Source organism: Streptomyces sp. NPDC007901, assembly GCF_042959465.1.
Classification (GTDB): Bacteria; Actinomycetota; Actinomycetes; order Streptomycetales; family Streptomycetaceae; genus Streptomyces.
The window spans coordinates 101,079-126,487 of record NZ_JBIBKW010000007.1 but is presented as its reverse complement, the minus strand read 5'-3'; the positions used below and the strand labels follow the sequence as shown (position 1 = coordinate 126,487).

At 71.3% G+C, this 25,409-nt stretch carries 14 protein-coding genes; 5 read left to right on the top strand and 9 right to left on the bottom strand.

The features are described 5' to 3' along the window. The first annotated feature begins 16 nt into the window (after nucleotides 1–16). The 4 genes from ACFZDK_RS23435 (at nucleotide 17) to ACFZDK_RS23420 (ending at nucleotide 4,607) form a co-directional block, all read left to right on the top strand. On the top strand, nucleotides 17–2,401 hold the full coding sequence (locus ACFZDK_RS23435) for a tetratricopeptide repeat protein (protein ID WP_390975233.1): 2,385 nt from the start codon (nucleotides 17–19) through the stop codon (nucleotides 2,399–2,401). Continuing rightward, on the top strand, nucleotides 2,398–2,919 hold the full coding sequence (locus ACFZDK_RS23430; protein ID WP_390975231.1) for a hypothetical protein: 522 nt from the start codon (nucleotides 2,398–2,400) through the stop codon (nucleotides 2,917–2,919). Before ACFZDK_RS23435 ends, ACFZDK_RS23430 begins: the two co-directional genes overlap by 4 nt. Nucleotides 2,920–2,958: 39 nt before the next feature. After that, nucleotides 2,959–3,201 carry a hypothetical protein gene (locus ACFZDK_RS23425; RefSeq protein WP_390975229.1) on the top strand — a complete coding sequence of 81 codons (243 nt, stop codon included), beginning with the start codon at nucleotides 2,959–2,961 and terminating at the stop codon, nucleotides 3,199–3,201. A 293-nt stretch (nucleotides 3,202–3,494) separates the two neighbouring features. Next, complete coding sequence (locus tag ACFZDK_RS23420; protein WP_390975228.1) at nucleotides 3,495–4,607, top strand: ADP-ribosylglycohydrolase family protein; 1,113 nt, start codon at nucleotides 3,495–3,497, stop codon at nucleotides 4,605–4,607. A 27-nt stretch (nucleotides 4,608–4,634) separates the two neighbouring features. On the opposite strand, the gene ACFZDK_RS23415 is transcribed toward ACFZDK_RS23420, so the two are convergent. From ACFZDK_RS23415 to ACFZDK_RS23375, 9 genes are all read right to left on the bottom strand, one after another. Beyond that, nucleotides 4,635–4,922, bottom strand: a complete 288-nt coding sequence (locus tag ACFZDK_RS23415) for a hypothetical protein (protein WP_390975226.1) — start codon at nucleotides 4,920–4,922, stop codon at nucleotides 4,635–4,637. Nucleotides 4,923–5,162: 240 nt separating this feature from the next. Beyond that, nucleotides 5,163–5,336: a hypothetical protein gene (locus ACFZDK_RS23410; RefSeq protein WP_390975224.1), complete on the bottom strand. Its 174-nt coding sequence runs from the start codon at nucleotides 5,334–5,336 to the stop codon at nucleotides 5,163–5,165. 192 nt (nucleotides 5,337–5,528) lie between these two features. Next, nucleotides 5,529–7,097 (bottom strand): sodium:solute symporter family protein, encoded by a 1,569-nt coding sequence (locus ACFZDK_RS23405; RefSeq protein WP_390975222.1) that lies wholly within the window; start codon nucleotides 7,095–7,097, stop codon nucleotides 5,529–5,531. 218 nt (nucleotides 7,098–7,315) lie between these two features. Then, nucleotides 7,316–8,104: an SDR family oxidoreductase gene (locus ACFZDK_RS23400; RefSeq protein WP_390975220.1), complete on the bottom strand. Its 789-nt coding sequence runs from the start codon at nucleotides 8,102–8,104 to the stop codon at nucleotides 7,316–7,318. A gap of 153 nt (nucleotides 8,105–8,257) precedes the next feature. Beyond that, nucleotides 8,258–9,175, bottom strand: coding sequence for an LAETG motif-containing sortase-dependent surface protein (locus tag ACFZDK_RS23395; RefSeq protein WP_390975218.1), 918 nt, complete (start codon nucleotides 9,173–9,175; stop codon nucleotides 8,258–8,260). Nucleotides 9,176–9,620: 445 nt separating this feature from the next. Further along, complete coding sequence (locus ACFZDK_RS23390; protein WP_390975217.1) at nucleotides 9,621–10,709, bottom strand: DNA helicase; 1,089 nt, start codon at nucleotides 10,707–10,709, stop codon at nucleotides 9,621–9,623. Beyond that, nucleotides 10,706–12,553: a DrmB family protein gene (gene drmB, locus ACFZDK_RS23385; RefSeq protein ID WP_390975215.1), complete on the bottom strand. Its 1,848-nt coding sequence runs from the start codon at nucleotides 12,551–12,553 to the stop codon at nucleotides 10,706–10,708. The genes ACFZDK_RS23390 and drmB overlap by 4 nt, the downstream gene beginning before the upstream one ends. Beyond that, nucleotides 12,550–15,675 carry a helicase-related protein gene (locus tag ACFZDK_RS23380; RefSeq protein WP_390975213.1) on the bottom strand — a complete coding sequence of 1,042 codons (3,126 nt, stop codon included), beginning with the start codon at nucleotides 15,673–15,675 and terminating at the stop codon, nucleotides 12,550–12,552. The genes drmB and ACFZDK_RS23380 overlap by 4 nt, the downstream gene beginning before the upstream one ends. 41 nt (nucleotides 15,676–15,716) lie before the next feature. Continuing rightward, entirely contained in the window at nucleotides 15,717–18,878 is a 3,162-nt protein-coding gene (locus tag ACFZDK_RS23375; RefSeq protein ID WP_390975211.1) for a sigma-70 family RNA polymerase sigma factor, read from the bottom strand. Between the two features lie 210 nt (nucleotides 18,879–19,088). On the opposite strand from ACFZDK_RS23375, the gene ACFZDK_RS23370 reads away from it, so the two are divergent. Further along, the gene (locus ACFZDK_RS23370) at nucleotides 19,089–25,388 is read left to right on the top strand and encodes a protein kinase (protein ID WP_390975210.1); all 6,300 of its coding nucleotides are present in this window, start codon (nucleotides 19,089–19,091) and stop codon (nucleotides 25,386–25,388) included. Nucleotides 25,389–25,409: the final 21 nt, after the last annotated feature.

Genomic DNA, 25,409 nt, shown 5'->3' with positions numbered 1-25,409 from the left:
TACGGGGGTGCAGCTGATGGGGTCGACGCGGCCGTCGATGCAGGAGCTGATCGCGCGGCGGCGGAGGGCCGGATTCGTCGGCCGGGTCGAGGAGCGGGCGGCGTTCCGGCGGAACCTCGACCTGGCGCCCGAGGACGAGCGGCATCGCTTCCTCTTCCATGTGCACGGGGACGCCGGTGTCGGGAAGACCCGTCTGGTACGGGAGTTGGAGCAGATCGCCCGGGAGGCCGGGGCGCTGACCGGGTACGTAGACGAGGGCGTGGCCGGTGTGCCCGAGGCGCTGGCGGTGCTGGCCCGGCAGTTCGCCGCGCAGGGACGGCGGTTCAAGGAGCTGGAGCGGCTGCTGGCCGCGCACCGGGAGCGGCGGCACGAGGCGGAGGCCGCCCTGGCGATGGGCGGACCGGCGGACCGGGAGGGGCCGTCGGCGGGGAGCCTGGCCGTGGCACGGGCGGCGCAGGTGGGGCTGGGGATGGTGCCGGTGGCCGGTGCCTTCGCGGTCGCCCTGGACCCGGACCGCCTCGCTCAGGGCACCGACCGGCTCCGGGCCCGCTTCCGCAGCCAGGCGGACGCCCAACTGGTGCTGTCCCCGGAGCAAGTGCTGACCCCGGTGCTGCTCGGCGAACTGGCCGGCGCGGCCGACACCGCCCCCTGGATCGTCCTCCTCCTCGACACCTACGAGCGCACCGGCCCGTTCCTCGACCCCTGGCTGCACGACGTGATGACCACCGACCGGTACGGCGCCCTCCCCGCCAACGTCGTCGTGGTCACCTCCGGCCAGCACCCCTTCGACACGGCCCGCTGGGGCAGCTTCGCCGACTTCAGAACCGACCTGCCGCTCGGCCCCTTCACGGAGGCGGAGGCCCGGGGCCTGCTCGCGGACAAGGGGGTGCGGGACGAGCCGGTGGTCGCCGAGGTGCTGCGCCTGACGGGCGGCCTGCCCGTGCTCGTCACCGCCCTGGCCGAACAGCGTCCCACCGACCCGGACGACGTGGGCGACCCCAGCGCCACCGCCGTGGAACGCTTCCTGAAATGGGAGCCCGACCCGGCCCGCCGGTCCGTGGCCCTCGCCTGCGCGCTGCCCCGGCGCCTCGACCTGGATGTCTTCCGGACCGCCGTGGACTGCCCCGCGGAGGACGCCGACGCGCTCTTCGACTGGCTGCGCGGCCTGCCGTTCGTCACCGAGCGCCCCGACCGGCTGACCTACCACGACCTGGTCCGCGACGCCATGCTCCGGCTGCGCCGACGGCACTCGCCACGCGGCTGGACACGGGAGCACGAGAAGCTCGCGGAGGCCTACGGCGGCTGGCGCGAGGAGGCCGCGAACGGCCTGCGCCCCGGCACCGAATGGGACCACGAGCCCTGGCGCCGGCTCCTGCTGGAGGAGACGTACCACCGGCTGTGCGCCCGGCCGGGGACCGCTCTGCCAGGTGCGCTGAACACCGTCCTGCTGGCCTGCGTCGCGGATCCGGCGGTCGGCCGCCGCTGGGCGGTCACCGTGGCGGAGGCGGGTGTCACCGCCGACGCCCCGGCCGTGCGGGACTGGGGCCGGCGCCTGAGCCAGGCCCTCGCCGACGGGGTGACCGGGGCCATGGACCAGCTCCTCGCCTGGCCCGGCCTGGACAGCGACGGCCGGGCACTGGCCCATGTCGTCCGGGGCCGGGAACTCCGCGACACCGGAGACTTCCACCGCTCCCTGACCGAGTACGACCGCGCGATCGAACTGGACCCGGACCGGCCGATGGCCCACTACGGCCGTGGCCTGTGCCGCCGGGCCCTGGACGACCTCGACGGCGCCCTCGCCGACCTGGACCGTGCCGACGAACTCGCCCCCGACACCGCGCTGTTCATCGGCGCCCGGGGCGAGACCCACCGGCTGGCGCACCGGTTCACCGAGGCGGTCGCCGACTTCGACCGGGCCGTCGCCCTGGACCCGTCCGACGCCCACGCCCTCGCCGGCCGGGGCGTGTGCCGGCATGCCCTGGAGCGGTACGACGAGGCCCTCGGCGACTTCGACCATGCGCTGAGCCTCAACCCGGGGCACCTGTGGGCGCGGGTGCGCAGGTCACGGCTGCGCGGCGCCCGAGGCGAGTGGGCCGAGGCCTTCGCCGACCTCGACGAGGCGGCCCGACGCGCCCCCGACTCGGCCTGGATCGCCTCCGAACGCGGTGACGCCTACCGGCGCGCGGGCCGCTTCGCGGACGCGGTCACCGAACTCACCCGGGCCACCACGCTGCTGCCCGACTACCCGTCCGCCCTCGCCGGCCGGGGCGCGTCCCTCCACGAACTGGGCCGCACCGAGGAGGCCCTGGCCGACCTCGACCAGGCCATCGCGCTGGCCCCCGACTTCACGTGGGCCCTGGAGGTACGGGACCGGGTGCGCGGCCGACTCAGTGCTGGATGACCCCGACAAACGCCGACCATGAGATCAGGATCGCCTCGGCCCTGCGCGAGTTGGAGAAGTACGGGTCCGCGCCGTGCGGTGGTCGAAGCCGCCCGAGCCCCCGAGCCCAAGCCGAAGGCCCCTGTCCCGCCGAGGGCACCGCGGGGCCCCGCAAGGCCGCCGATCTGCTGGCCGGGCTCCGTGCGCACGACTCCCGCCTGCTCCTCAGCGAACGGGACGTACACCGTCTGACGCCGGCCGTCTCGGAGTGGCTGGAGCGTGGTGTACCGCCCACAGCCGTCGTACGCGTCCTCACGGCCGACCTGCCCCGGGATCCGATCAAACACCCGGCGGCGTTCCTGGCCCATCGCCTCGCCGGCCAACTGCCACCCGCTCTTCCGGCTCCGCCCTCGAGGGACACGCCCGCGCCGGCGCGGGCGGATCCGCTCCAGAACTGCGAGGGCTGCGAGCGGGCGTTCCGGGCGGCTGGTCCCGGCCGCTGCCGTGACTGCAGGGCGCGGCCCGAGAGAGCGGCCTGACCGGCTACGACCCCTACAGGAGAGGAGAGGCATTGCCCGATGACGTACAGGTACACGTACCGGCCCACGGCCAAGGCGCGCATCTTCGCAGGCCATGACGGCCTCGCCCGCTGCCCAGGGCTGTCCCTCATGGCGATCGGAGTCGGCGTCCACCTCCGGATGCTGCCCGAGGGCGCTCCCACGAGCGTTCAGGCGCTGGCGCGGCAGCTCGGAGACAGCGAGTTCGAGATCGCCGCCGCCCTCCAGGAACTGCGGGATCGCGGCTTCCTGCCGAAGGCGTGACGGCCGACTCGTCAGAACCGCCGGTCCCCGTGCCGGACCTCACACCGGCGGCTGTGCGCACGGCGGTCGAACGCCTCGGGCCCGCTCGGCTCCCGGCGCTGACCCAGCACCGGGCTGTGACACGACTGATCCCTTTCTCGTCCTGACCGGTCCTACCTGGCCGAAAGCCGCCCACCCGGGGCCACACAACCCACACTTCGCATACCTAACTGTCCCCTGAACGGACCGTTCCCGGTCGATTACAGTGCTGAGCGCTCGTATGTACGGACGGTGCCCGTGGGGAGGTCATGGTGGTGAGTGCGACGTTGGGTGCCGTCTGGGGCCGGGCCGAGCAGCAGGACTTCCGGAGCAGGGTGCGAGGGACTCTTCTCGGTGGCGCCGTGGGGGATGCGCTGGGCGGGCCCGTCGACGGGCTGACGCTGGAGGAGATCCGGGCGGCCTACGGGCCCGAAGGGCTGGTCGATCTCGGGTTCGGGTACGGGCGGCGCGGGACCGTGACCCATCACACGCAGCTGACCCTCTTCACCGTGGACGGCTTGATAAGAGCCCAGGTACGGAGGGACACCGGGGCCTGGCATCCGCCCACCGACCTGCACCGGGCGTATCTGCGGTGGGCGGCCACCCAGCGGGACTGGGGGCCCGACGAGCGGCGCAAGGACGACGGGTGGCTGGCGCGGGAGGAGTGGCTGTACGCCAGGCGGGATCCGACGCGGTCGCTGCTGCTCGGGCTCGGGGACGAGAACATGGGGACGCTGGAGTCGCCGAAGAACCCCGGTGACATGGGGGCGGAGGCCGTCGCCCGGTCCGCGCCGTTCGGGCTGCTGGTGGGCTGGGAGCCGCAGCTCGTCGTACAGCTGGCGGTGGAGTGCGCGGCGCAGACGCACGGGCATCCCACCGCCTGCCTGTCGGCCGGTGCGTACGCGGTGATCGTGCACGCGCTGGCCCGGGGGGACTCGCTGGACGGTGCCGTGCAGCGGACGCTGGCGCTGCTCGCCACCCGGCCCGGACACCAGCCGGTGTCGGACGCGTTGCAGCACGCGCTCGGTGCCGTGCGGCAGGGGATGCCCTCCCCGGGGCGGGTGGAGGAGCTGACCGGGGACGGAGCGGCGGACGGGATGCTGGCGGCGGCCGTGTACTGCGCGCTGGTCGGCGAGGACGTACGGCACGGGCTGTGTCTGGCCGTGAACCAGGCCGGCCCCTCGGCCGTCGCCGGGGCCCTCACCGGCGGCCTGCTGGGCGCCCTGCACGGCGAGACGGCCCTCCCGCCGGCCTGGGTGGCCGAACTGGAGGGCCGCCAGACGATCCTGGAACTGGCCGACGACTTCGCGATGGAGATGACCCAGGGGCCGGCCCTGCACAACCCCGCCGGAGCGGCCCCGGGGTGGCTGGCGCGCTACCCGAGGTAGTCGGCCCGGGGCCGCGTCCCCGTGTCCTCAGCGGGCTCGGCTGATTCTGACCCCGTCGGGTTCGAAGTCGTGGACGCGACGGTTGATCCGCAGGCCGTCGACGGCCCCGGCCCACAGGAAGTCGCGGCCCTTGCTCACCCCGGCGGTGTAGATGACCGGCTCCGCGCCGCCGTCGTCGAGTGCGGCCAGCACGGCCTGGAAGGTGCACTGGGTGGTCAGGTTGCAGCCGGTCGTGGTGCCGGCGGAGCCGGTGAGGTACCACGTGCCGGTCGTGGTGGCGTCCAGGAAGGGGCTCCACTGGTTCACCGTCGGCACGGCGGGCGGGTTCCACACCAACGAGGAGTACGTGGTGGGGTTCGCGGTGAGGTTCGGGTTGATCTCAGCCTTGATGTTCGGCAGGTTCCTGGTTCCGCCGTAGGAGACGTTCTCGCCGGTCTGGAAGACGTGGAAACCGACCTCGTGCAGTACCCGGCACCGGGGCGCCGTAGAAGTCGACCTCGTTGCCGAAGTGGACGGCCTCGCGGCCTCGGGCGGTACGGCGACGGAGGGGGAGACTCACGGGCCGCTCCGCAGGGCGGCGACGGGGGAGCCGATCGTGTTGCGGGCGATGACGCCCCAGTGGTCCGAGCTTCCCCGGCCGCCGTCGGGGCCGGTCGAGGCCGACGCCGGGACGGCCGCGGCGGCGACCGCGGCCGGCACCGTGGCCCCGAGCGCCATCTTTCTCTTCATCCCGTGGCAAGCCTTCACACTCACTCCTTCTGTGGTCCGTACGCGGGCAGCGCACGCCACCGCAAGGAGTCGCCCCGGCCGACACCGTCGCGACGCACCAGTGATATGAGTGGATTAATCAGGATGATGGAGCTGTGCGCCCGGTTCCACGGACGGCGTGGAACGGGGCGCACTCGTCGGCCGGGGACGCGGTCAGTCGCGCAGCACCTCGTCGCCGCCCCCGCCCGCCTGGGCCGGGACCGGCACCGCCGCCGACGCGCTGTCGCCGTCCGTGTTGACCGTCTCGATGATGGCCAGGCGTTCCGGGCTGTCCTCGGGCTTCAGGAAGCCGATGAGGATGTAGAGGACCAGGGAGACGGCCAGCGGGATCGAGACCTGGTACTGGAGGGGGACTCCGCCGTCGACGTTCCAGTTGATGGGGTAGTTGACCAGCCAGAAGGCGAGCAGGCCCATCGCCCAGCTGGTGAGGGCGGCGGTCGGGCCGGAGCGGCGGAACGGGCGGAGCAGGCCGAGCATCATCGGGATGGCGATCGGGCCCATCAGACCGGCCACCCACTTGATGACGACGGTGATGATGTCCTTGAAGGCGGGGGAGTTGACCTGGGTGGCCACCGCCATGGACAGGCCGAGGAAGACGACCGTGGTGACGCGGGCCGCGATCAGGCCCGAGCGCTCGTTCCACGCCCGCGCCTGCCGCGAGATCACCGGGGCCACGTCACGGGTGAAGACGGCCGCGATCGCGTTGGCGTCGGAGGAGCACATGGCCATCGTGTGGGAGAAGAAGCCGACGATGACCAGGCCCAGCAGGCCGTGCGGGAGGAGCTGTTCGGTCATCAGGCCGTAGGAGTCGGAGCCGTCCGGCTTCTGGGCGTGCACCAGGAGCGGGGACATCCACATGGGGAAGAACAGGACCACCGGCCAGACCAGCCAGAGGGCGGCGGAGAGGCGGGCCGAGCGTTCGGCCTCGCGCGGGCTGCCCGTCGCCATGTAGCGCTGGGCCTGGTTGAGCATGCCGCCGTTGTACTCGAAGAGCTTGATGAAGAGGAAGGCCAGGAGGAAGACGGTTCCGTAGGGGCCGACCAGCGGCTTGCCGTGGCCGTGCAGGGCCGGCTGGTCGAAGGCGTCGAAGATGCCGATGCCCTTGTCGTTCAGCTTCAGGACGACGGCGACGAACATCGACACGCCGGCCAGCAACTGGATGACGAACTGGCCGAGTTCGGTCAGCGCGTCCGCCCACAGGCCGCCGATCGTGCAGTAGACCGCCGTGATCGCGCCGGTGATGAGGATGCCCTGGTTCAGGGACACCCCCGTGAACACCGACAGCAGGGTCGCGATCGCGGCCCACTTCGCGCCCACGTCCACGATCTTCAGCAGCATGCCGGACCAGGCCAGCGCCTGCTGGGTCTTCAGGTCGTAGCGGTTCTTCAGGTATTCGAGGGGGGACGCCACGTGCAGGCGTGAGCGGAGGCGGTTGATGCGCGGGGCGAAGAGCTTGGAGCCGACCGCGATGCCGAGGGCGATCGGGAAGGACCAGGTGACGAACGAGGTCACGCCGTAGGTGTAGGCGATGCCCGCGTACCCGGTGAACATCACCGCGCTGTAGCCCGACATGTGGTGCGAGATGCCGGACAGCCACCAGGGCATCTTTCCGCCGGCCGTGAAGAAGTCGCTGACGTTGTCCACGCGCTTGTGCGACCAGACGCCGATCGCGACCATCACACCGAAGTAGCCGATGAGCACGGCCCAGTCGAGCCCGTTCATGCGCCCCCCTTCCAGGGTCCGCCTACTGAACTCCGCTCAGCTGGCTGGCACTTCGCATAAGCGGAGCGAGGACGGGGAAGGCCGCGAAGTGCCCGCTCATCGTGGGTTCGTTTACGAGGGCACGACAAGCCGACGTATGGTCAAGGGGCGGTAAAATCGTTCGTCTTGCTGACCTTGATTTATGTACATGAACGGCCGGAGTGGCTGGATCCGCTGGGTCAGCGCATCAGCTCCCCCGCGTTGACCAGCAGCGACTGGCCCGTGATGGCCCGCGCCCGGTCCGAGGCCAGGAACACCGCCGCGTCCGCCACGTCCCCGTCCGTCGCCAGCTCCGGCAGCGCCATCCGCCCGGTCAGCCGCCCCAGCACCTCGTCCTCCGGCACCCCCTCCGTGTGCGCCGTGAACTGCACGTACGCCTGCACCGGCGGCCCCCACATCCAGCCCGGCAGCACGGTGTTGACCCGGATCCGGTACGGCCCCAGCTCCCGCGCCAGCGAGTACATCGCGCTGGTCAGCGCGCCCTTCGAGGCGCCGTACGCGGCCTGCTTCACCTGCGAGGGCGCGGCGACCGCCGACTGCGTCCCGATGAAGACCACCGAGCCGCCCCCCGCCGCCCTCAGCCCCGGCAGGCACGCCCGGGTCATCCGCAGCGTCCCCAGCAGGTTCACGTCGATCACCGACGCCCAGGTCGCGAAGTCCGCGTCCTCGACCCCGCCGAAGTAGGAGTCCCAGGCGGCCACGTGCACCACCGCGTCGATACCCCCGAACCGCTCCCGCGCCAGCCCCGCCAGCGCCTCGCACTGTCCCTCGTCGGTGATGTCGGTGACCCGGTACGCCGTCCGGGCGCCCTCCGGATCGATCCCGGCCGCGCTCTTCGCGAGGTTCGCCTCGGTCCGCGCACCCAGCACGGCGTTCCCGCCGTCCCGTACGACGGCCGCCGCGACCTGGTGCCCGAGCCCGGCGCCGACCCCCGAGACGACGACCGTCTTGCCCGCGAGCAGTGACATCGATGACCTCCGGCTCTTCCGCTCCGCCTGACGGGTCGTCAGAGTAGGGGCGGGCGCGGAAGGGTGGAAGGGGGCCGGGGCGGCGGACCGAAACGGCGCCGGCTCCGCCCTGAGGGGCGGAGCCGGCGGATGTTCACGGCCTCACGGAGAGGCTCAGGACTTGCGGGTCCGGCGGGTGGCGTAGAGCGTGCCGGCGCCGAGCGCGATCACCAGGGCGGCGCCGCCGGCGATCAGAGGCGTCGAGGAACTGGCGCCGGTCTCGGCCAGCGGCGGGGTGCTGGTGCTGGGGGAGGGCGCCGGGGTGGTGGGCGGCGGCGTCTTCATCGGGGGGACGTGGGAGGTGGTGGGCGGGGTGGAGGAGGAGGCCGGCGGGGTGGAGGACGCGGGGGTGGAGGGCGTCGGGGTGGCCGGTGCGGAGGTCTCCGGGGCGGGCGGCTGACTGGCCGGTGTCGACGCGGAGGGCGTGGGGGACTCCGGCTGGGCCGGGGTGCACGCCTTGTCGCCGCCGTTCCAGGCGGCTATGAGGTGGTACGGGGTGACGACGTTGCCGGGTTCGTAGGGTGCGGGGCCGTGCCCGTCCCCCGGCTTGCCGTCGTAGACGACGTCGTCGCCGTACAGGTCGATCTGCCCGTAGCAGTCGGGGCTTTTCACGGCCAGCTTCTGCCAGGTCCGCTTGGCGTCGTCGCTGCCCGCGACGTCGTCGGCGGTGAGGTACACCGTGGCGTGGTCGACGAGCGTCTGGTGGCCGGAGGTGTACCAGTTGGAGCCCTCGGTGGTGTACTCGGCCAGCGACACCGGGTACGTGCAGCCGGCGCCGACGTTCTGCCCGGGGGCGAGACGCACCTCGACCGTGCCGGGGGCGGAGTCCCACTGGTGGAAGCCGCCCTGGGAGGTCCAGTCGGCGCCGACCGGGTTTCCGTCGGCGTCGACGATGCGGTACTGCACGGTGGCCGTCTGGCAGTCACTCGCGGTGGTGGCGCTCGCGGTCGTGGCCCCGGCGAGGGGCGCGGCGGCGAGGAAGGCCGTCGCGGCGAGGGTGGCCGACGTTCTGGAGCGTGAGAAGCGCGTCACGGTGTGCCCTTGCGGAAGCTAGGTGTGGGAGGTGGACGTGCGTGAGGGGTGTGCACAGGCCAACGGAAGACGGCGTGGCTCGACCCCGCGTCACTGCACTCGCTCTGGTCACAGCGAGGTGATCCGCATTCTCGCCAGCGCCGGTGACGCCCGTCAATTTCTTGCCAGTTAAACAATATCTTCACACCATCAACCCACTCGATCGCCCTCTCGTAACCTGACGCCCAGTCGGCTAGGCCGGAGTCATGACAGGGGACTCGACGCACACGGAGAACGACACGCGCAGTCAGGTGTACGCGGAACTCGCCGCCGTGGGGCCGTACGGCGTCCGGCCGGCCCACGCCCTCATCACCATGGTCGAACCGCACCCCGGGCACGAGTACGCGTATAACCGCTGGCAACAATGTCTTCTCTACCCACGACGCAACGCCGATCACGACATCCGTCAGCCACGTAGCAACTCGCTTGGCCCTACCTGTGCCAACAGCGGTGGCTCGGAGTCGCCTTCGTACGCGAGATGCAGCTCGCGTCGGGCTCGCGTGGCCATGACGTAGTACTCCATGCGTAGCGCGGCCGAGGTGGGATCGGTGGCGGCGTCGGTGTGCGTGTCAGGGATGACGACGGTGTCGAAGCCAAGGCCCTTGGCGCTTCTTCGATGGACCAGGACGACGCCGGGACGGCCGAGGTCCAGGCGGTGGTAGCGGCCTCCCTTCCAGGCATCGGAGGTGTAGAGCTGCGGTTTGAGCTTGGGCGCCTTGTTCTGCAGGGTGCCGAGCAAGGAGAACTGAGTGTGCTTGGAGTGGACTATCACTCCGATGGTGTGCTGCGGATGCTGCTGGGCCAGCAGCATCACCAGGTCGGCGGCGCCACGCTGCGGGAGGCGGTGCAGCCGTGCAGGCGGGCCGTCCCGGTCGGGGACCGGAGGCAGGCCGGCTCCGGTGTGGAAGTGAGCCGCGAAGGAGGCGATCTGCCGGGTGTTGCGGTGATTGCCGTCGAGTTCGTGATGCGCGCAGCGGCCCAGGCGCTCGGCGATCTCGGCCAGTGTGGAGTTGGTGTCGGTCAACCGCTGGCACTCGTCCGCGTACACCGTCGTACGGGCCCCCAGCAGTCGGCACAGGCGGTAGAACTCCGGTGGCAGGTCCTGGCCCTCGTCCACGACCAGGGTGAGTCCGGGCGGCGGGTCGGTCGCCGCGGCCCGCTCGTACAGGGCGGGCCAGTCGAACCAGCCGTCCGGCCCGCCGGGCGGCTTCCCGCCATACCAATCGGTGAGCCAGGCGTGCACGGTCCGTACCCGCACGCTGCGGTCCGCGGGTCCCAGCGCGTGGACGGCTCCGGCCAGTGACTGGTGCAGCAGGTTGGAATAGGTCAGCAGGACCACCGGCGTTCCCGTGAGGGCGAGCATGACGGCTCGCTGGGCCGCCAGGAGGCTTTTGCCGCTTCCCGGCGGACCGCTGATGAGGTGGTTGCCGTCGAAGGGCAGATCATCGAGGCAGGAGCGCTGCTCCTGGGTGAGGTCGAGATAGGCGACGGTCACATCTCCTCCACGGCGTCTGCGGCCGCGGTGCGGGCCGCGGTGACGATGGACTCCAGGTAACCGGGCACCTGTTCGCCACCGACGACGAGGGCGCGGTCGAGGAGGGTGTTTCCGGTCTCGCAACTGGTCTCGGGGAGCAGCGCGCAGGCGTGGCAGGCCGCGCGGTTGAGGTTGTCGAAGCCCTGGCCGGTGTGCTCGGCGCAGAGGGGGTCGGCCGAGCACCAGGCCGCTGCCTCCGTCATCCGGAGCAGGGTCTCGGCGAGCCGGGGCGGTTCACCTTGCCGGACGAGACCGCCGAGGGTTCCCTCCGCGTCTCCGGCGGCCGTGTACACGAGGATGCCGTACTGATCCTGCTCAGGGCGTGCGTAGACACGTTCACGCAGGCTCGCGGTCGTGTATCCGGATTCGAAGGAGAGCTGGCGGATCAGCAGGTGCGCGAGGGTGTGCAGGAGCACGAATCGCGGGGACAGCTCCGGTCCGGTCAGGGTTTCCAGACGGTCCTTCTGGAAGGAGCGGTCGAGGTCGGCTCGCATGCCGGAGACCCGGCGTCCGACCCTGGTGTCCGCTTCCCAGGCGGCGAGTTCGTTCTTGTCCAGGGTGAGGAAGATGCCCTCTCCGAAGACCTCGACGGCGGGCAGCCACCTCAGGCGCCGCGCGGTGTCCGCGGGGACGATCGTGGCGTCCGGGGAAACTCGGGTGAAGCCCGACAGGGCGCGCACCTCGCGCAGCCGGTCGGCGAGGACGATCCGGCCGAACCGGCGGCTGAGACCCGCCCAGGGTTCGGCGGTCTCGTCGGCGAGACCGAGGGTGGTCTCGCGCAGCGCGAAGTCGCGGGTGGCCGGCGGTGTCGGAGCGGTGAAGGCCGCCCATTCCTCCCGGCTCAAGTCTGGCCGGTCGGGAGTACCGGTCCCAGCGGAGGACGATGGCGCGGGCCTGCCCGTCTCCTCGGCGAGGAGGGTGTCGAGGAGCTGGTCGTCGGCGCCGGTGTCCTCCTGGATCATCGAACGGAAGACCTGGGCCCTCGGTGAGTCGGCGCCTCGGCACAGCGACACCCACAGATCGTGTCCGCGCACTCGTGCGGCGAGCGCGTCGTCGGTGACGGCGGGTGCGTCGGTCTCGGGGATGTCGAGCGCCGAGTGAACGATTGGGTAGTACAGGTTTCCCGCGGTGCGCTGCACCACCTGCACCGGCTTCTCGCACTCCACGGCCTCGCTCGCCCGCTGCCAGGGGTTGCGTCCCGAGCAGCGCATGCCATGCGTGCCGAGGATGTCGAGCAGGTCCCGGGCAGCTCCGCAGTCCTTGGCGGCGCAGGCCACGGAAAGCGCCTCGAGACCGGAGGCGCGTTCGGAGACCAGGAAGCGCAGCTTTTCGCGGTCGCCGCATTGCCGGCGCTCGCCCGCGTCCTGCCGGGAGTGGGCCCAGAACCACCAGTCGACGTCGCTGAGGTGTCCGGCCGGGCAGATCTGCACGAACCGCATGGGCGCGAGGGCCCGCCCCGGCGAGCAGGACGGGCAGCGCGGCGGACGGCCGGGTTTCTCGTCCGCGATGCGCCACCTGGTCATACGTCGGCAGGCCCCGCAGAAGAGCCAGGACGGGAAGCGGATGTACGGCGCCCCGGGCGCGTCCGGCGTGTCGAACCGGTCGTTGGCCGTCGCCGGGGCGGCGAAGAAACCGGTCACCCCGAGCCGGGAGGCCAGCCGGGGCGAGTCGACGTGCTGCCTGCCCCGGCCCGGCCAGTCGCCGATCCCGGTGGCGACGAACGACTCGCCCTGGATGTCGAAGACGGCTCCGACCCCGAAGGGCACCACCGTCTGGGACTGGCGTACCCGCAGTGTGCGGCTCACAGGTCGGCTCCCTTCACCATCACCTGGCACTCCCGGTCGACGTTGCGCATCGAGTTGGGTGTCTCCCACAGGCCGTATCGCTGCTCGAAGCTCTTGATGAGGTTGGACTGGCCCTTGCCCTGACTGCGGTAGAACAGCTCCCGGCCGTCCTTGCGCGCTGCGCGGGCGGCTTCCTCCCAGTCGGCGAGGAGGTTCGCCAGTTCCTTGCGCACGGCGTCGCCCGCGGCGGGTTCGCAGGCCTCGGCGCGCGCCGACAGTTCCGCCACGAGGGCCTCCGCTTCGGGCAGGTGGTGCAGTATCGCCCCCGCCTGGTTCTCCGCAGCGAGGCCGAGGCGATGCCGGACGAGGATGACGAAGGCGGCGTGCAGGGCACGACGGCGCGAGGGTACGGACCACGGAGTGACGCTGGTCGGTTCGACGTGCCGGTACAGCGAGCGGTGGTACACGTCGAACGTCTCGTAGTGCGAACGGTCCCGCGGCCGGGTGGCGTTGAAGAACGTGATGACGAGGCCGGGCACCGCGTGGCGGCCGACACGGCTGGTGGCCTGGATGTACTCGGCCGTCGTCTTGGGCTGTCCCTGCATGAGCATCAGTGCCAGTCGCTTCACGTCGACGCCGACGGACAGCATGTTGGTGCAGGGCAGGAAGGACACCGACTCCGGATGGTCCCATCGCTTCTCGAGCCGGTCGAGCAGCACGGGCTGTTCCGCACGCGGCAGGTTGCTGGTCAGCTCCTGCACCTGGTGATCCGTCAACTTCCGTGTGTCCAGGCCGGATCCAAGGCCGGCGAGCTGGGCGGGAATGTCATCGGCCGCGGCGGTGACGGTCCGGCCGAGTTCACGCAGGCTGTGGTGGTAGGCGACGAGTGTCCAGTAGGCGTCCCGGTGTTCCTCGGGCAGCTCCCACGCGCCCTGCAGCATGGCGGCGGCGACGGCGACGGCGGCGCGGCCCGCCGTGTGTCCCTGGGCCATGACGCCGAGGTAGCGGCGGCCGGGCCGTGAGGTCTCCGGTTCGGCGAAGTACGAGTGGCGGGCGTCGAGCCCGGCGGGTGGGAAGAGCTGGACGCCACCGCCGTAGAGGGCACGGACCTGTTCCCCCGAGCGGCGGATGGTGGCCGTCGAGGCCACGATCTTGGGCCCGATGCCGTCGGGCCGGGTGCACAGCCCCAGCACGGCCGCCTCGTACAGGCCGACCGTGGTGCCGAGAGGGCCGGTGAGCAGGTGCAGTTCGTCCTGGATGACAAGGGACGGCGGCAGCTGCGTACCGCCCGCCGCGAACAGCCGTCCGGCACGGGGCTCCCAGGCCAGTCGGGCGAACTTGTCGACGGTGCCCAGAACGAACGTGGGCGGCCGGTCGTACAGGTGCTCGTCCACCACGGCGACGGGCAGTTCGTCGTGGAAGACGCACTCCTCGCGCGGGCAGAAGAAGGCGAAGGAGTCCGCTCCGGCGCGCACGCCGTAGTCACCGATGTCCGGAGACTTGTGGGCGGGCAGGATGCGGGTGCCGCACCAGGGGCAGCGGTCGAGGATGAACACGTCGTCGGGCCGGGCGGCGGCGCGTACGTCGTCGAAGGCCGCACGGGCCTTTTCGTACGTGTTCGGTGTGGTCGTCTCACCCACCCACAGGCCGATCGAGAAGGGCTCCTCGCCGTAGCCGGCCGGGTCCGCCCGACGGAGCGTTTCGAGGGCGCACACGGTGGTGGCCGCGCGCTGGAACTGCTGGGTGGTGAGCAGGCTCAGGGTGTAGCGGCTGAGGACCGCCGTGCCGCCCCCGTCGGGTTCACGCCTGCGCAGCGCCATCGTGAAGGCCGCGAGCAGCAGGTACGCCTCGGTCTTGCCACCGCCGGTCGGGAACCAGATGAGGTCGGTGACGGCCCGGTCCCGGTGCCGGGGGTCGGCCACTCCGTCCAGGGCCAGCAGGAAGAACGCCAGCTGGAAGGGGCGCCAGGAGGCGTCGGGAGCCGGTTCGGGATCCGGGGGTACGGCGTCGCGGCGGGACCGGCGCGTCCCCGCCAGATCCGGGGCGGAGTGGCGCATCTGGAGCGCCATGACGTGGTTGGCGGTACGGAAGGCGCGCAGCAGCTCGGGCCGGGACGGATCGCAGAGGGTGCGCACGCCGGACTCGATGCGGGCGACGGCGGCGGCGACACGGCCCAGGACGCGATCAGCGGCGGCCCGTCCCCACTCGGGGATGTCCGCGTTCAGCTGCCCCACGTACCACGCACGGTACTCCGCTGCGAACTCCCACAGCTCCTCACGAAGTTGGTCGACGGAGATGTCGGGGTCGGCAAGGTGCCCGAGGTTCAGCACCGGCGTGCCGCTGGGGCCCGCAGCCCGTACACCGGTGACCTCGGCCTCCGGCATGACGGCTGCGCGCAGCGCCGTGACCTGGTCCCCCGCGTCGTCGTACTGTTCCGCGACCGCGCAGCCGTGTCCCACGGCGTGGGTGCGCACGTGCCGGTACTGCAGGCGCAGTTCCTGCTCCTCCGGGTCGCGGCTGGCGAGGCGGACGCTCGGGTACTGGAGCACCCTGCCGTCGACGGGCCGTACTTCCAGTTCCACTTGGAACAACATGCGGTCCCACTGGGCGGCCTTGCCGATGGCCGGCTCGTGCCGGGCCGCGTTGACCAGAGCCACGGTCACCAGCTGTCCGGCGCCGAACGCGCGTCGCCTGACACGAAGTTCTCCACGCGCGTCGAGGACGGTGACCTGGTCGCGGTCGGGGCCGAGGGTGTGCGTCTCGGCTGGCAGCGGGATGCGCTGCCAGCTCCGGCCCCGTTCGACCGTACCGGAGCGGGTCTGATAGCGGGCGCCGGAACAGCGGATCTCCACGGTGGCGGCGTCGGTGTAGAAGCTGAGGCCGAGCGAGGAGGGCAGCCACGAGTTCGACTCCGGGACGGGGTCGGCGGCGGGAGCGGTGTCCTCGGCCGCCCGCTCCGTACCGGCGCCGTCGGGTTCCTCGCCATCCAGGTCCAACTGGCGCTGCAGGTCGGCGTCCTGGGGATACAGGGTGCCCATCAGGTACTGCCGGTCCGGCGGGGCGTCGAGCGTCTCCTCATCGCCTCCCACCGGACCGACGAGCTGTCTGTGCAGGTAGGCGACGAGTTCCTGTCTGGGGTCCATGCTGTTCCTTCAGAGGTACGGGGACGTGGGCCGTGCGCGCTTCAGGTCCGGCGCCAGCGGTCCCGGAACGTGGTGCGGTCAGTGCCGGCTGCCCGCGCAGTTGCCAGCTCCTGCTGCAGTTCGGTGATGCGGGCCCAGGCGTTTTGCTCGCTCTGGGCGATGCGCTGGGCGGCCTGCTGCTCGACGTTCTCGGCATGCCGGCGAGCCGCCTCGACGGCCTGGTTCAGTCCGGCGAGCGCGGCTTCCGCTTGTCGAAGTCTCGCCTCGAGGTCGGAGATGCGCGTCTCGGCTCCTTCGCGGTACTCGCGCAGACGCTGGTCCGCTTTCCCAGCCCGTTTCCGGTGAAAGTCCGCGTCCTCGGCGGCGGCCCGGGCGGATGCCTCCGCCTGCTCCACCTGGCGGACGAGTCCCTGGTGTACCGCGTGCTGTTCCTGCTTGAGCAGCGTGATCCGCGCTCCGGCTTCGGCACGCAGAAACTGCTCGCGGCGAGCCAGCGTCTTGTCCATACGCCGCAGCAGGGCGTTCTCAAGAGCGTCGAGCTGCCGCTGCGTGTCCGCCTCTACGGCGGCGGCACGTGCCTCGACGGCCCGCCGCGCCTCGCGCTCTTGGGTGAGGCGCTCCTGGTGTTCGAGCCGCACCCGCTCCAGCTCAGCCTCGTGCTCACGGCGGAGCCCGGCGACGAACTGCCCGTCGTCAGTGCTCCCCTGCTCCTCTTCCTGGACGGCGACGGACTGTGTGCTCTCATCCCGGTCTTCAGAGGACGGCTCTGTGTCCGCTGCGGTGGGGCCACCTTCGCCGTCCACTGCCTCATCGTGTCCCGGCACGTGGTGGTGGCTGTCCCCGCTCTCATCCGAGGGTGCACCACGGCGGGGGATCACCTCGGTCCGGCTCTCCCCGTCGGCTGTCGCGGGGGCGGGCGGCCGTGCTTCGCCGGACCTGCCCTCCGGCATCGTGGCCTGACTGCCCGAGGCCTCCGGGGACGCGCCGCCCGGGTGCGCATCGGACGCGGGTCGTCGTTCCCCGGGCGGCTGTGGGCTCGGGATGCCCGCAGCAAGTTCCCGCAGCGCGTCACGCACGGCCAAGCGGGATTCCGAGTTCACCAGCGGCTTCCTGGCCAGGTATGCCGAGGGGGTCAGCCCGACCAGTGCCTCCGACGGCCGCTCGAAGAAGTCCTCGGGCCGGAGCCGGGCCTTTCTCAGCGTGTCGAAGACACGCTGCAGGACTTCGAGAGCCGTGAGCACCTGGCGATCCGGCATTCTGCGTTCCAGCGCGGCGCGTACGACGTCCGCAGTGGCACGCGGACCGAGGATCACCGTCAGCTGGGCCTGTCCCAGCGCCAGCAGCGCGTATTCGGCCAGCCAGTCGATGCCGCCCTCGAACCTCGCACCCAGGCGCAGGGCCTTCCCCCAGTCCGCGGTGCGCTGCGCCGACTCGGCCGGGCTGAATTCCTCGGGCGACTCGGGCTCGTCGGGCTCTTCTGGCTCTTCTCGCTCGGCGGCCTCAACGACCGTGGTCGGAGGCGGGGGTTCCACGACACCGTCGTGCGTGCTCTTGACCCTTTCCCTCTCACCTTCCTCCACCTCCGCGGCCTCCTCCCCGTCGTTCGGGTGTGACAGCTCATCGACCTGGAACAGGCCGCCGCCGGCTCGGGATGACGATTCGTCCACCGAGGCAACGGGCTTCGCCTTGCCAGGAGCACGCCGATTCGTCGACGGGGCCTGCTCACCGTCCTCCACGGCCTCCTGAGCATTCCCGCCGCCGTACGCGCCGACGACTCCGGCCATCCGCAGGCGCGCCCTGAACACCAGGAGGGCCTTGCTCTCCACCTGCCGGATGCGCTCCCGGGTCACGCTGAACTCCCGCCCCAGTTCGTCGAGCGTCGAGGGCTCGTCGCCATCGAGACCCAGGCGTCGGACGAGGACGCGGGCGTCACGCGCGGCGAAGGTACCCACGACGGCCATGACGTCTTCCGTCAGGAGCGCGTTCACCACACCCTGCTCCACCGACGGCACGGCCTGGCTTTCCCCGACGAAGTCGCCAAGAGTGGCACCGTCACCGACGACCCGGTCGAGCGAGTCGGTACGTCGGCTCAGTCTCCGGATCTCCTCCACCTTCTGCACGGTCATGTCGCACTGCACCGCCACGTCGACGGCCGACGTGGGTCGCCCCTGCGAGGCGAGGGCGCGTTCCGCGGCAGCCACCTTGCGCATCTGCTCGTGCATGTGGACCGGGATCCGGATGAGAGCGCCTTCGTCCGCGATGGCCCGGGTGATCTGCTGCCGCACCCACCAGGTCGCGTAGGTCGAGAACTTGTTGCCCATCGCCGGGTCGAACTTGCAGGCTGCCCGCATCAGGCCGAGCACCCCTACCTGGAACAGGTCCTCGTAGTCCAGCCCCTGTTCCAGGTAGGGGCGGATGAGCGAGTGCACAAGGCGCTGGTTGTGCAGGACGAGGCAGTCCCGGGCCCTGATCCTCAGATCACCGGACGGCAGTCTGCTCAATTCCTCGGCGTCGGGCTCCTTCCCCATGCGTTCCGCGCCGCCGCGCAGCAGCACGGCGAGGCCGACCTCGGCTTCGGCCTTCAGGAGAGAGTCTTCGGGACGTCTTCGGAAGCGGTCCTCCTCCAGTACGGCCAGCGCCGCGACGACGGCGGCGGCAATGTCCCGGCCCTCCGCCCCGGCCTCCGGCTTCTCTGAGGCCGACGGCTCTCCCCCCTCGCCTTCAGGCCGAGTCCCCTCCGTGCGGGGATCGTTCGTCGCAGCGCTTCCATCGGTGTCGCGCACCTTCGCCCAGGTCCTCAGCGCAGCAGTCTGCCGTGCACCGAGTCCTGCCAGCCGGGCGACGCCGTCCACCGCTCTGGAGGTCACGTATCCGTCGGTGTCCGCGTAGCGCAGCAGCAGTGCTCGCACCAGGTCGGCACCGGGGAACACATTTTCTTCACGAATTCGTGCAACCTTTTCCGCATTCGGAGAGTCCGCGTCTACATGTACACGTGCGTCCTGGACATGCAGGCCCATTCGGGCCAGCTCGTGCCGCAGTCGGTCTCGTTCGGCCTGGCCGAGACCCAGGGTTCGCACGTTCTGCGCGAAGACCGACTCGGGCACGACGCCGTTCACAGCGGCATGCCTCAACCGGGAAAGCAGCTCTCCCACTGCGGCCCTCAAGCCGGGCGCGGCCACTTCGCCGACGGTTCGATCCTGCATGCCACCCACCCCCGCTCACTTCACAGCGAGACTAGGGGTGGCACGTTGACGATGTCAACGGATTGAACACCTATGAAATGAGATCGACCTCGTGTACTGTAATGACTGCCTCACTGTCCGTTCTGACACCATGGTCCGTGCGGCAGCAGATCAGGGGGCGCGTTCCGTCTCGGAACCGCGAGAACGCGAGCAGTAGGCAGAGGAGCGGCAGTGACCCACGAGCTCGTCGACGGCAGATTCCGCATCGGGCGCGTCATCGGCAGAGGCAACATGGGCGAGGTCCACCAGGCCGAGGACCTGAACGCTCCCGAGAACTCGCACGAACGCACCGTCGCCGTGAAGACGATCCTGCGTCGCCGCACCGGAGGCCGGATCGACACCAGCGGCGACACCAAGGCCGTGGAGCGCTTCGCCCGCGAAGTGGCCATCATGCGGACGCTGCGGGACCACCCCAACCTCACCCGGCTCGTCGCCGGCGGCATCGCTGCGGACTGCGACGATCTGCCCTACCTCGCGATGGAGTTCCTGGACGGCGACTCGCTGCGCGACCTCATCGAGGAGGAGTCGCAGCTCCCGGTCGCGTGGGTCGCCGCCATCGGCGCGCAGATCGCCGCCGGCCTCGCCGCCGCGCACGCGAAGGGCGTGGTCCACCGGGACCTGAAGCCCGCCAACGTCATGCTCACGCGGGGCGGCACGGTCAAGGTGCTCGACTTCGGCATGGGCAGCATCGTCGACGACCCGGACCAGACCCGCCTGACCAGCACCGGCGTCAGCGTGGGCACGGCCCGCTACATGGCGCCGGAGCAGTGCCAGGCCAAGCAGGTGACCCAGGCCGCCGACCTGTACGCGCTGGGCTGTGTGCTGTACGAGATGCTGGTCGGCGTCCCTCCGTTCACGAGCGAGTCGGCGTACGAGCTCGCCGAGCGGCACGTCCACCAGGAGCCCAGCCCCGTCCGCGCGATCCGCAGCGAGGTCCCCGCCGAACTCGCCCGTCTCGTCGACCGGCTGCTGGCCAAGGACCCGGCGAACCGCCCGGCCGACGCCGTGACCGTACGGGACGCCCTGCTCCCCCTCGCCGTACCGCCGTCGGACGGCACCAGCCTCGTCCCCGTCTGGAGCGAGCGGGACCCGACGCTCCCCCTGCGCGAGACCGCCCCGGCCCCGGTGATCGCCCCACAGCCGCCCGCCCCGGTGACCGGCTCCGGCGCCGGCATGGACGTCTTCGGTGTCCACCAGGCGCTCATCCGCGACTACCGCTCCTTCACGGAGGGCGGCACCGTCATCCGCGACGAGCGCATCAAGGCCTACGTCGAGAAGGACCTCGACGACAAGTCCCAGTGGCCGAACCCCTGGCTGTCGCTCAACCCGTTCTTCCAGGGCGGCGGCACGGTGGTCGAACTCGCCCAGCAGAAGGTGCTGCACCCCGAGTGCGCCCGCATCTTCCAGGCGAAGAAGACCGAGGGCGGCACCGTCTGCGACGGCCGGCCGCTGCTCCTGCACCGGCACCAGCGCGACGCCATCGACGCCGCCGCCTCCGGGGCGTCGTACGTCCTGACGACCGGCACCGGCTCCGGCAAGTCGCTCTCCTACATCGTCCCGATCGTCGACAAGGTGCTGCACCAGCGCGACGAGGAGGGCCCGGACGCTCCGAAGCGCGTGCGGGCGATCATCGTGTACCCGATGAACGCGCTCGCCAACAGCCAGCTCCGGGAGCTGGAGAAGTACCTGCGCGACGGCTACGGCGCGGGCCGCGAGCCCGTCACCTTCGCCCGTTACACGGGCCAGGAGGACGACGCGAAGCGCAAGGAGATCCGCGACAACCCGCCGGACATCCTGCTCACCAACTACGTGATGCTGGAGCTGATGCTGACCCGCCCGGCCGACCGGGCGAGCCTCATCAAGATGGCGCGCGGCCTGGAGTTCCTCGTCTTCGACGAACTGCACACCTACCGCGGCCGCCAGGGTGCCGACGTCGCGCTGCTGATACGCCGTGTCCGCGAGGCCTGCCAGGCGGAGAACCTGCAGTGCATCGGCACGTCGGCCACCATGTCGACGGAGGGCACGCTGGAGGACCAGCGGCAGGTGGTCGCCGGTGTGGCGAGCACCCTGTTCGGCACGACGGTCCGCCCCGAGCACGTCATCGGCGAGACCCTGGTCCGGGCGACCGGCGAGGCGCCCGCCACCGTACCGGCCGAACGCCTCACCTCCCCCGCCCCGCGCGCCTACGACGACCTGGCACAGGACCCTCTGGCCCGCTGGATCGAGGACCGCTTCGGCCTCGTCGAGGACGCTGCCACGGGCCGCCTCGTACGCCGGCAGCCGACCCAGATCGAGGCCGCGGCGCGCGAGCTGTACGAGACGTCGGGCGTCGACGAGGAGATGTGCGCGGAGGCGATCCGTGCCACCCTGGAGGCCGGCTCGCAGGCACTCAACCCGCGCAACGAACGGCCGCTGTTCGCGTTCCGCCTGCACCAGTTCCTCTCCAAGGGCGACACCGTCTACGTCACCCTGGAGGACAAGTCCTCCCGCCACCTCACCCGCTCCTACCAGCTGGAACAGCCGGGCAGCGGCGGCAAGTCGCTGATGCCGCTGGCGTTCTGCCGGGAGTGCGGCCAGGAGTACCTGACGGTGTGGCGTACGGAGAAGGACGGCGAGGTCCGCTACGAGGCCCGCCGCGACACCTCGGCGACCGGCGGCCGGCAGGGCGACGGCTACCTCTACGTCGACCACGAGCGCGAGTGGCCGTCCAACGTGCAGTACGCGGTGGACGACCGCCGACTGCCGGAATCCTGGCTTGAGTTGGACGACAAGGGCCAGGAGGTCGTCAAGCGTGCCTACCGCGACCGGGTGCCGAAGGCCGTCACCGTCGACGCGTTCGGCCGCGAGGGCCAGGGCGAGCTGAAGGCCGCGTTCATCCCGTCGCCGTTCCTGTTCTGCCTGCACTGCGGTGTGGCGTACGAGCAGACGCGCGGCCGGGACTTCGCCAAGCTGGCGACGCTGGACCAGGAGGGCCGCTCCTCCGCGACCTCGCTGGTCTCGGCGTCGATCGTCCGCTCGCTGAGGTCGGTGCCGGAGGAGGCCCTCGACAAGAAGGCGCGCAAGCTCCTCACCTTCGTCGACAACCGTCAGGACGCCTCCCTCCAGGCGGGCCACTTCAACGACTTCGTGCAGATCACCCAGTTGCGCGGCGCGCTGTACCGGGCGGCGCTGGACACCGGCGACGACGGCCTGCACCACGAGGAGCTGGCCTCGGCGGTGACCAACGCCCTCGCCATCTCCCCCGTCGACTACACCGGCGAGGCCGACCTGCCGCCGTCGCTGGCCCGCAACGCGGCCCGCACGCTGCGGGACGTGATCGCGTTCCGGCTCTACCTGGACCTGGAGCGCGGCTGGCGCATCACCATGCCCAACCTGGAACAGACGGGTCTGCTGGAGATCGACTACGAGGACCTGGGCTGGGTCGCCGCCAAGCAGGACCGCTGGGAGGGCACGCACCAGGCGCTGCGGGACGCCGACCCGGCGCTGCGGGCCGAGATCACGAAGGCCCTGCTGGACGAGATGCGCCGTTCCCTCGCCATCGACGTGTCGTACTTCCGTGACGACACCTTCGACTCCCTCCAGCGCGCGAGCGAGGAGCGGCTGGTCGACCCGTGGGTGCTGTCCTCCGCCGACAAGCCCCGGGTCGGCACCGCCTACCCGTACCCCTCCCGGCCCGGCACGGACCGTTCGAGCCTGTTCCTTTCGGCGCGCGGCAAGTTCGGCAAGTACCTGCGCCGCGCGGACCGCACCTTCCGGGACCTGGACCAGGACGACCTGCAGCTGATCATCGCCGAGCTGCTGAAGGTGCTGACCAAGGCGGGCCTGGTGAAGGAGGTGGAGGTGGCGCCCCAGCGGGCCGGCCGCTACCGCCGGACGTCGTCCGCCACCGCGACCGGCTACCGGGTGGCCGCCCAGTCGCTCGTCTGGCGCGCCGGCAAGGGCGAGTCGGGCGCGCACGACCCGCTGACCCGCACCTACCAGAGCGGCGACGGCCCGCGCATCAACACGTTCTTCCTCAGGCTGTACCGGGAGACGGCCGACGCGCTGTCGGGCCTGTACGCCCGCGAGCACACCGCCCAGGTGTCCCCGGAGGACCGCGAGGCCCGCGAAGAGGCTTTCCGCAAGGCCGAGTTGAAGCTCCTGTACTGCTCTCCCACGATGGAGCTGGGCGTCGACATCTCCGAGCTCAACGCGGTGATGATGCGCAACGTGCCGCCCACGCCCGCCAACTACGCCCAGCGTTCGGGCCGCGCGGGCCGCAGCGGCCAGCCTGCCCTCGTCACGACGTACTGCGCCACGGGCAACAGCCACGACCAGTACTACTTCCGCCAGCCCTGGCGCATGGTGGCCGGCGCCGTGGCCCCGCCCCGCCTGGACCTGGCCAACGAGGACCTGGTCCTCTCCCACCTCCAGGGCATCTGGATCGCCGAGGCCGGCCTGCGCCTGGGCCGCTCCCTCCCCGAGGTGCTCGACGTGTCGTACCCGGACTCCGGCGACCGCCCGGACCCGGCCCTGCACCTGCTGCCGGACATCCGGGACGCGGCGCACGACGACGGTGCCCAGCGGCGCACGGTGAACGCGGCACTGCGCGTCCTCGGCCCGCTGTTCGGGGACTTCGCGGACACCACGTGGTGGCACGACGACTGGATCGACGACAAGGTACGGACCGTCGCCGAGCGCTTCGACCGCGCCTTCGACCGCTGGCGCAGCCTGTTCCGGGCCGCCCTGGACGACCAGTACGTCCAGAACAAGCGGCGCCTCGACTACAGCCTCACCGAGGGCGACCGCAACCGCGCCAACGCCCGCCGCCGCGAGGCCGAGACACAGCTGAACCTGCTCATGAACGAGAGCGTCGACAGCAAGTCGGTCCTCTCCGACTTCAACCCCTACCGCTACCTCGCTTCCGAGGGCTTCCTGCCCGGCTACAGCTTCCCGCGCCTGCCGCTGGCCGCGTACATCCCGACGATCGGCCGCCGCCGCGGCGACGGCGACTACCTCCAGCGGCCCCGCTTCCTCGCCATCCGCGAGTTCGGCCCCGGCTCGCTGATCTACCACGAGGGCGCCCGCTACCAGGTCACCCGCATCCAGCTGCCCCCAGACTCCTCCGGCGAGCTGACCACCGGCGAGGCCCGCCGCTGCACGAACTGCGGCTACCACCACGAGCCCAAGGAGCGCGAGGACCGCTGCGGCTTCTGCAACGAGACGCTCGGCGCCGCGACCTACGGCCTGCTGCACCTGCACACCGTGTACACCACCCGCCGCGAGCGAATCTCCTCCGACGAGGAGGAGCGGCGCCGGGCCGGCTTCCGGCTGGAGACGTCGTACCGCTTCCACGACCACGGCATCCGCAAGGGCCGCCTCAACGCGACGATCGCGGACCCCGACGGGCAGTTGGCGCAGATCACCTACGGCGACTCCGCGACCGTCCGCATCACCAACACCGGCCGGGTGCGTGCCCGTACGGACGAGCCGCCCGGCTACTGGCTGGACCTGGCCGACGGTCGCTGGATGAATGACAAGGACGCGTCCGAGGCGTCCGGCGACTCCAGCGAGCTGCCGGTGGTGGACGCGGACGGCAACGAGCGGCGCCGCAAGAAGCGGGTCATCCCGTTCGTGGAGGACCGCCGCAACATCCTCGTGGTCACCCTCGACGAGGCGTTGCCCGAGCCGATCGCGCTCACGCTGATGTACGCCCTGGAGCGGGGGATCGAGGCCGCGTTCGAGCTGGAGGACGCCGAGCTGTCCAGCGAGCTGCTCCCGCCGGACGACGGCCCGAGGCGCCGCATCCTCTTCATGGAGGCCGCCGAGGGCGGCGCCGGCGTGCTGCGCCGCCTCCAGGCGGAGGACGACGCCTTCGCCAAGGCGGCCGGCCGCGCCTTGGAGATCTGCCACTTCTCCGAGGACGGCAAGGACGAGGGCGACGAGGAACACCGCCCGGGACGTGCCTGCGCGCGCGGCTGCTACGAGTGCCTGCTCACCTACGGCAACCAGCTCGACCACGCCCAGATCAACCGGCACACGGTGGCCGCGCTGCTGGTGCGGCTGGCGTCGGCGACGGCGCAGCGGGAGTCGCGCGGCGAGTCCCGGTCGGAGCAGTACCGGCGACTGCTGGCCGCATCCCCCGCTGATCCCACGCCGGTCGAGGAGTCGGCGTCCGCACTGGCCGAACTGGCCGCACAGGGCGACTTCCTGGGCTGGGTGAAGGCACGCGGCCTGCGGCTCCCCGACGAGAAGGACGTCTTCCTCACGGACGCGAACGCGGCACCGGACTTCGTCTACCGGCTCCCGGGCGCCAACGTCGCGGTGTTCGTCGACGGCCCCGACGCCGAGGAGAGCGCGCTGCGCGACGCCGACGCCGAGGAGCGGCTGTTCGACGCCACCTGGGACGTGGTCCGCTTCCCGCACGGCGCCGACTGGGACGCCATCGCCGCCGCCAACACCCGCTACTTCGGCTCCCCGGCCGCCCACTGACCGGCCGATGACCGACTGACG

Coding starts and splice junctions, on each gene's coding strand:
- ACFZDK_RS23410 (WP_390975224.1), bottom strand. CDS start 5,336: ATGAAGAGAAAGATGGCGCTCGGGGCCACGGTGCCGGCCGCGGTCGCC.
- ACFZDK_RS23405 (WP_390975222.1), bottom strand. CDS start 7,097: ATGAACGGGCTCGACTGGGCCGTGCTCATCGGCTACTTCGGTGTGATG.
- ACFZDK_RS23400 (WP_390975220.1), bottom strand. CDS start 8,104: ATGTCACTGCTCGCGGGCAAGACGGTCGTCGTCTCGGGGGTCGGCGCC.
- ACFZDK_RS23430 (WP_390975231.1), top strand. CDS start 2,398: ATGACCCCGACAAACGCCGACCATGAGATCAGGATCGCCTCGGCCCTG.
- ACFZDK_RS23380 (WP_390975213.1), bottom strand. CDS start 15,675: ATGGACCCCAGACAGGAACTCGTCGCCTACCTGCACAGACAGCTCGTC.
- ACFZDK_RS23435 (WP_390975233.1), top strand. CDS start 17: ATGGGGTCGACGCGGCCGTCGATGCAGGAGCTGATCGCGCGGCGGCGG.
- ACFZDK_RS23425 (WP_390975229.1), top strand. CDS start 2,959: ATGACGTACAGGTACACGTACCGGCCCACGGCCAAGGCGCGCATCTTC.
- ACFZDK_RS23375 (WP_390975211.1), bottom strand. CDS start 18,878: ATGCAGGATCGAACCGTCGGCGAAGTGGCCGCGCCCGGCTTGAGGGCC.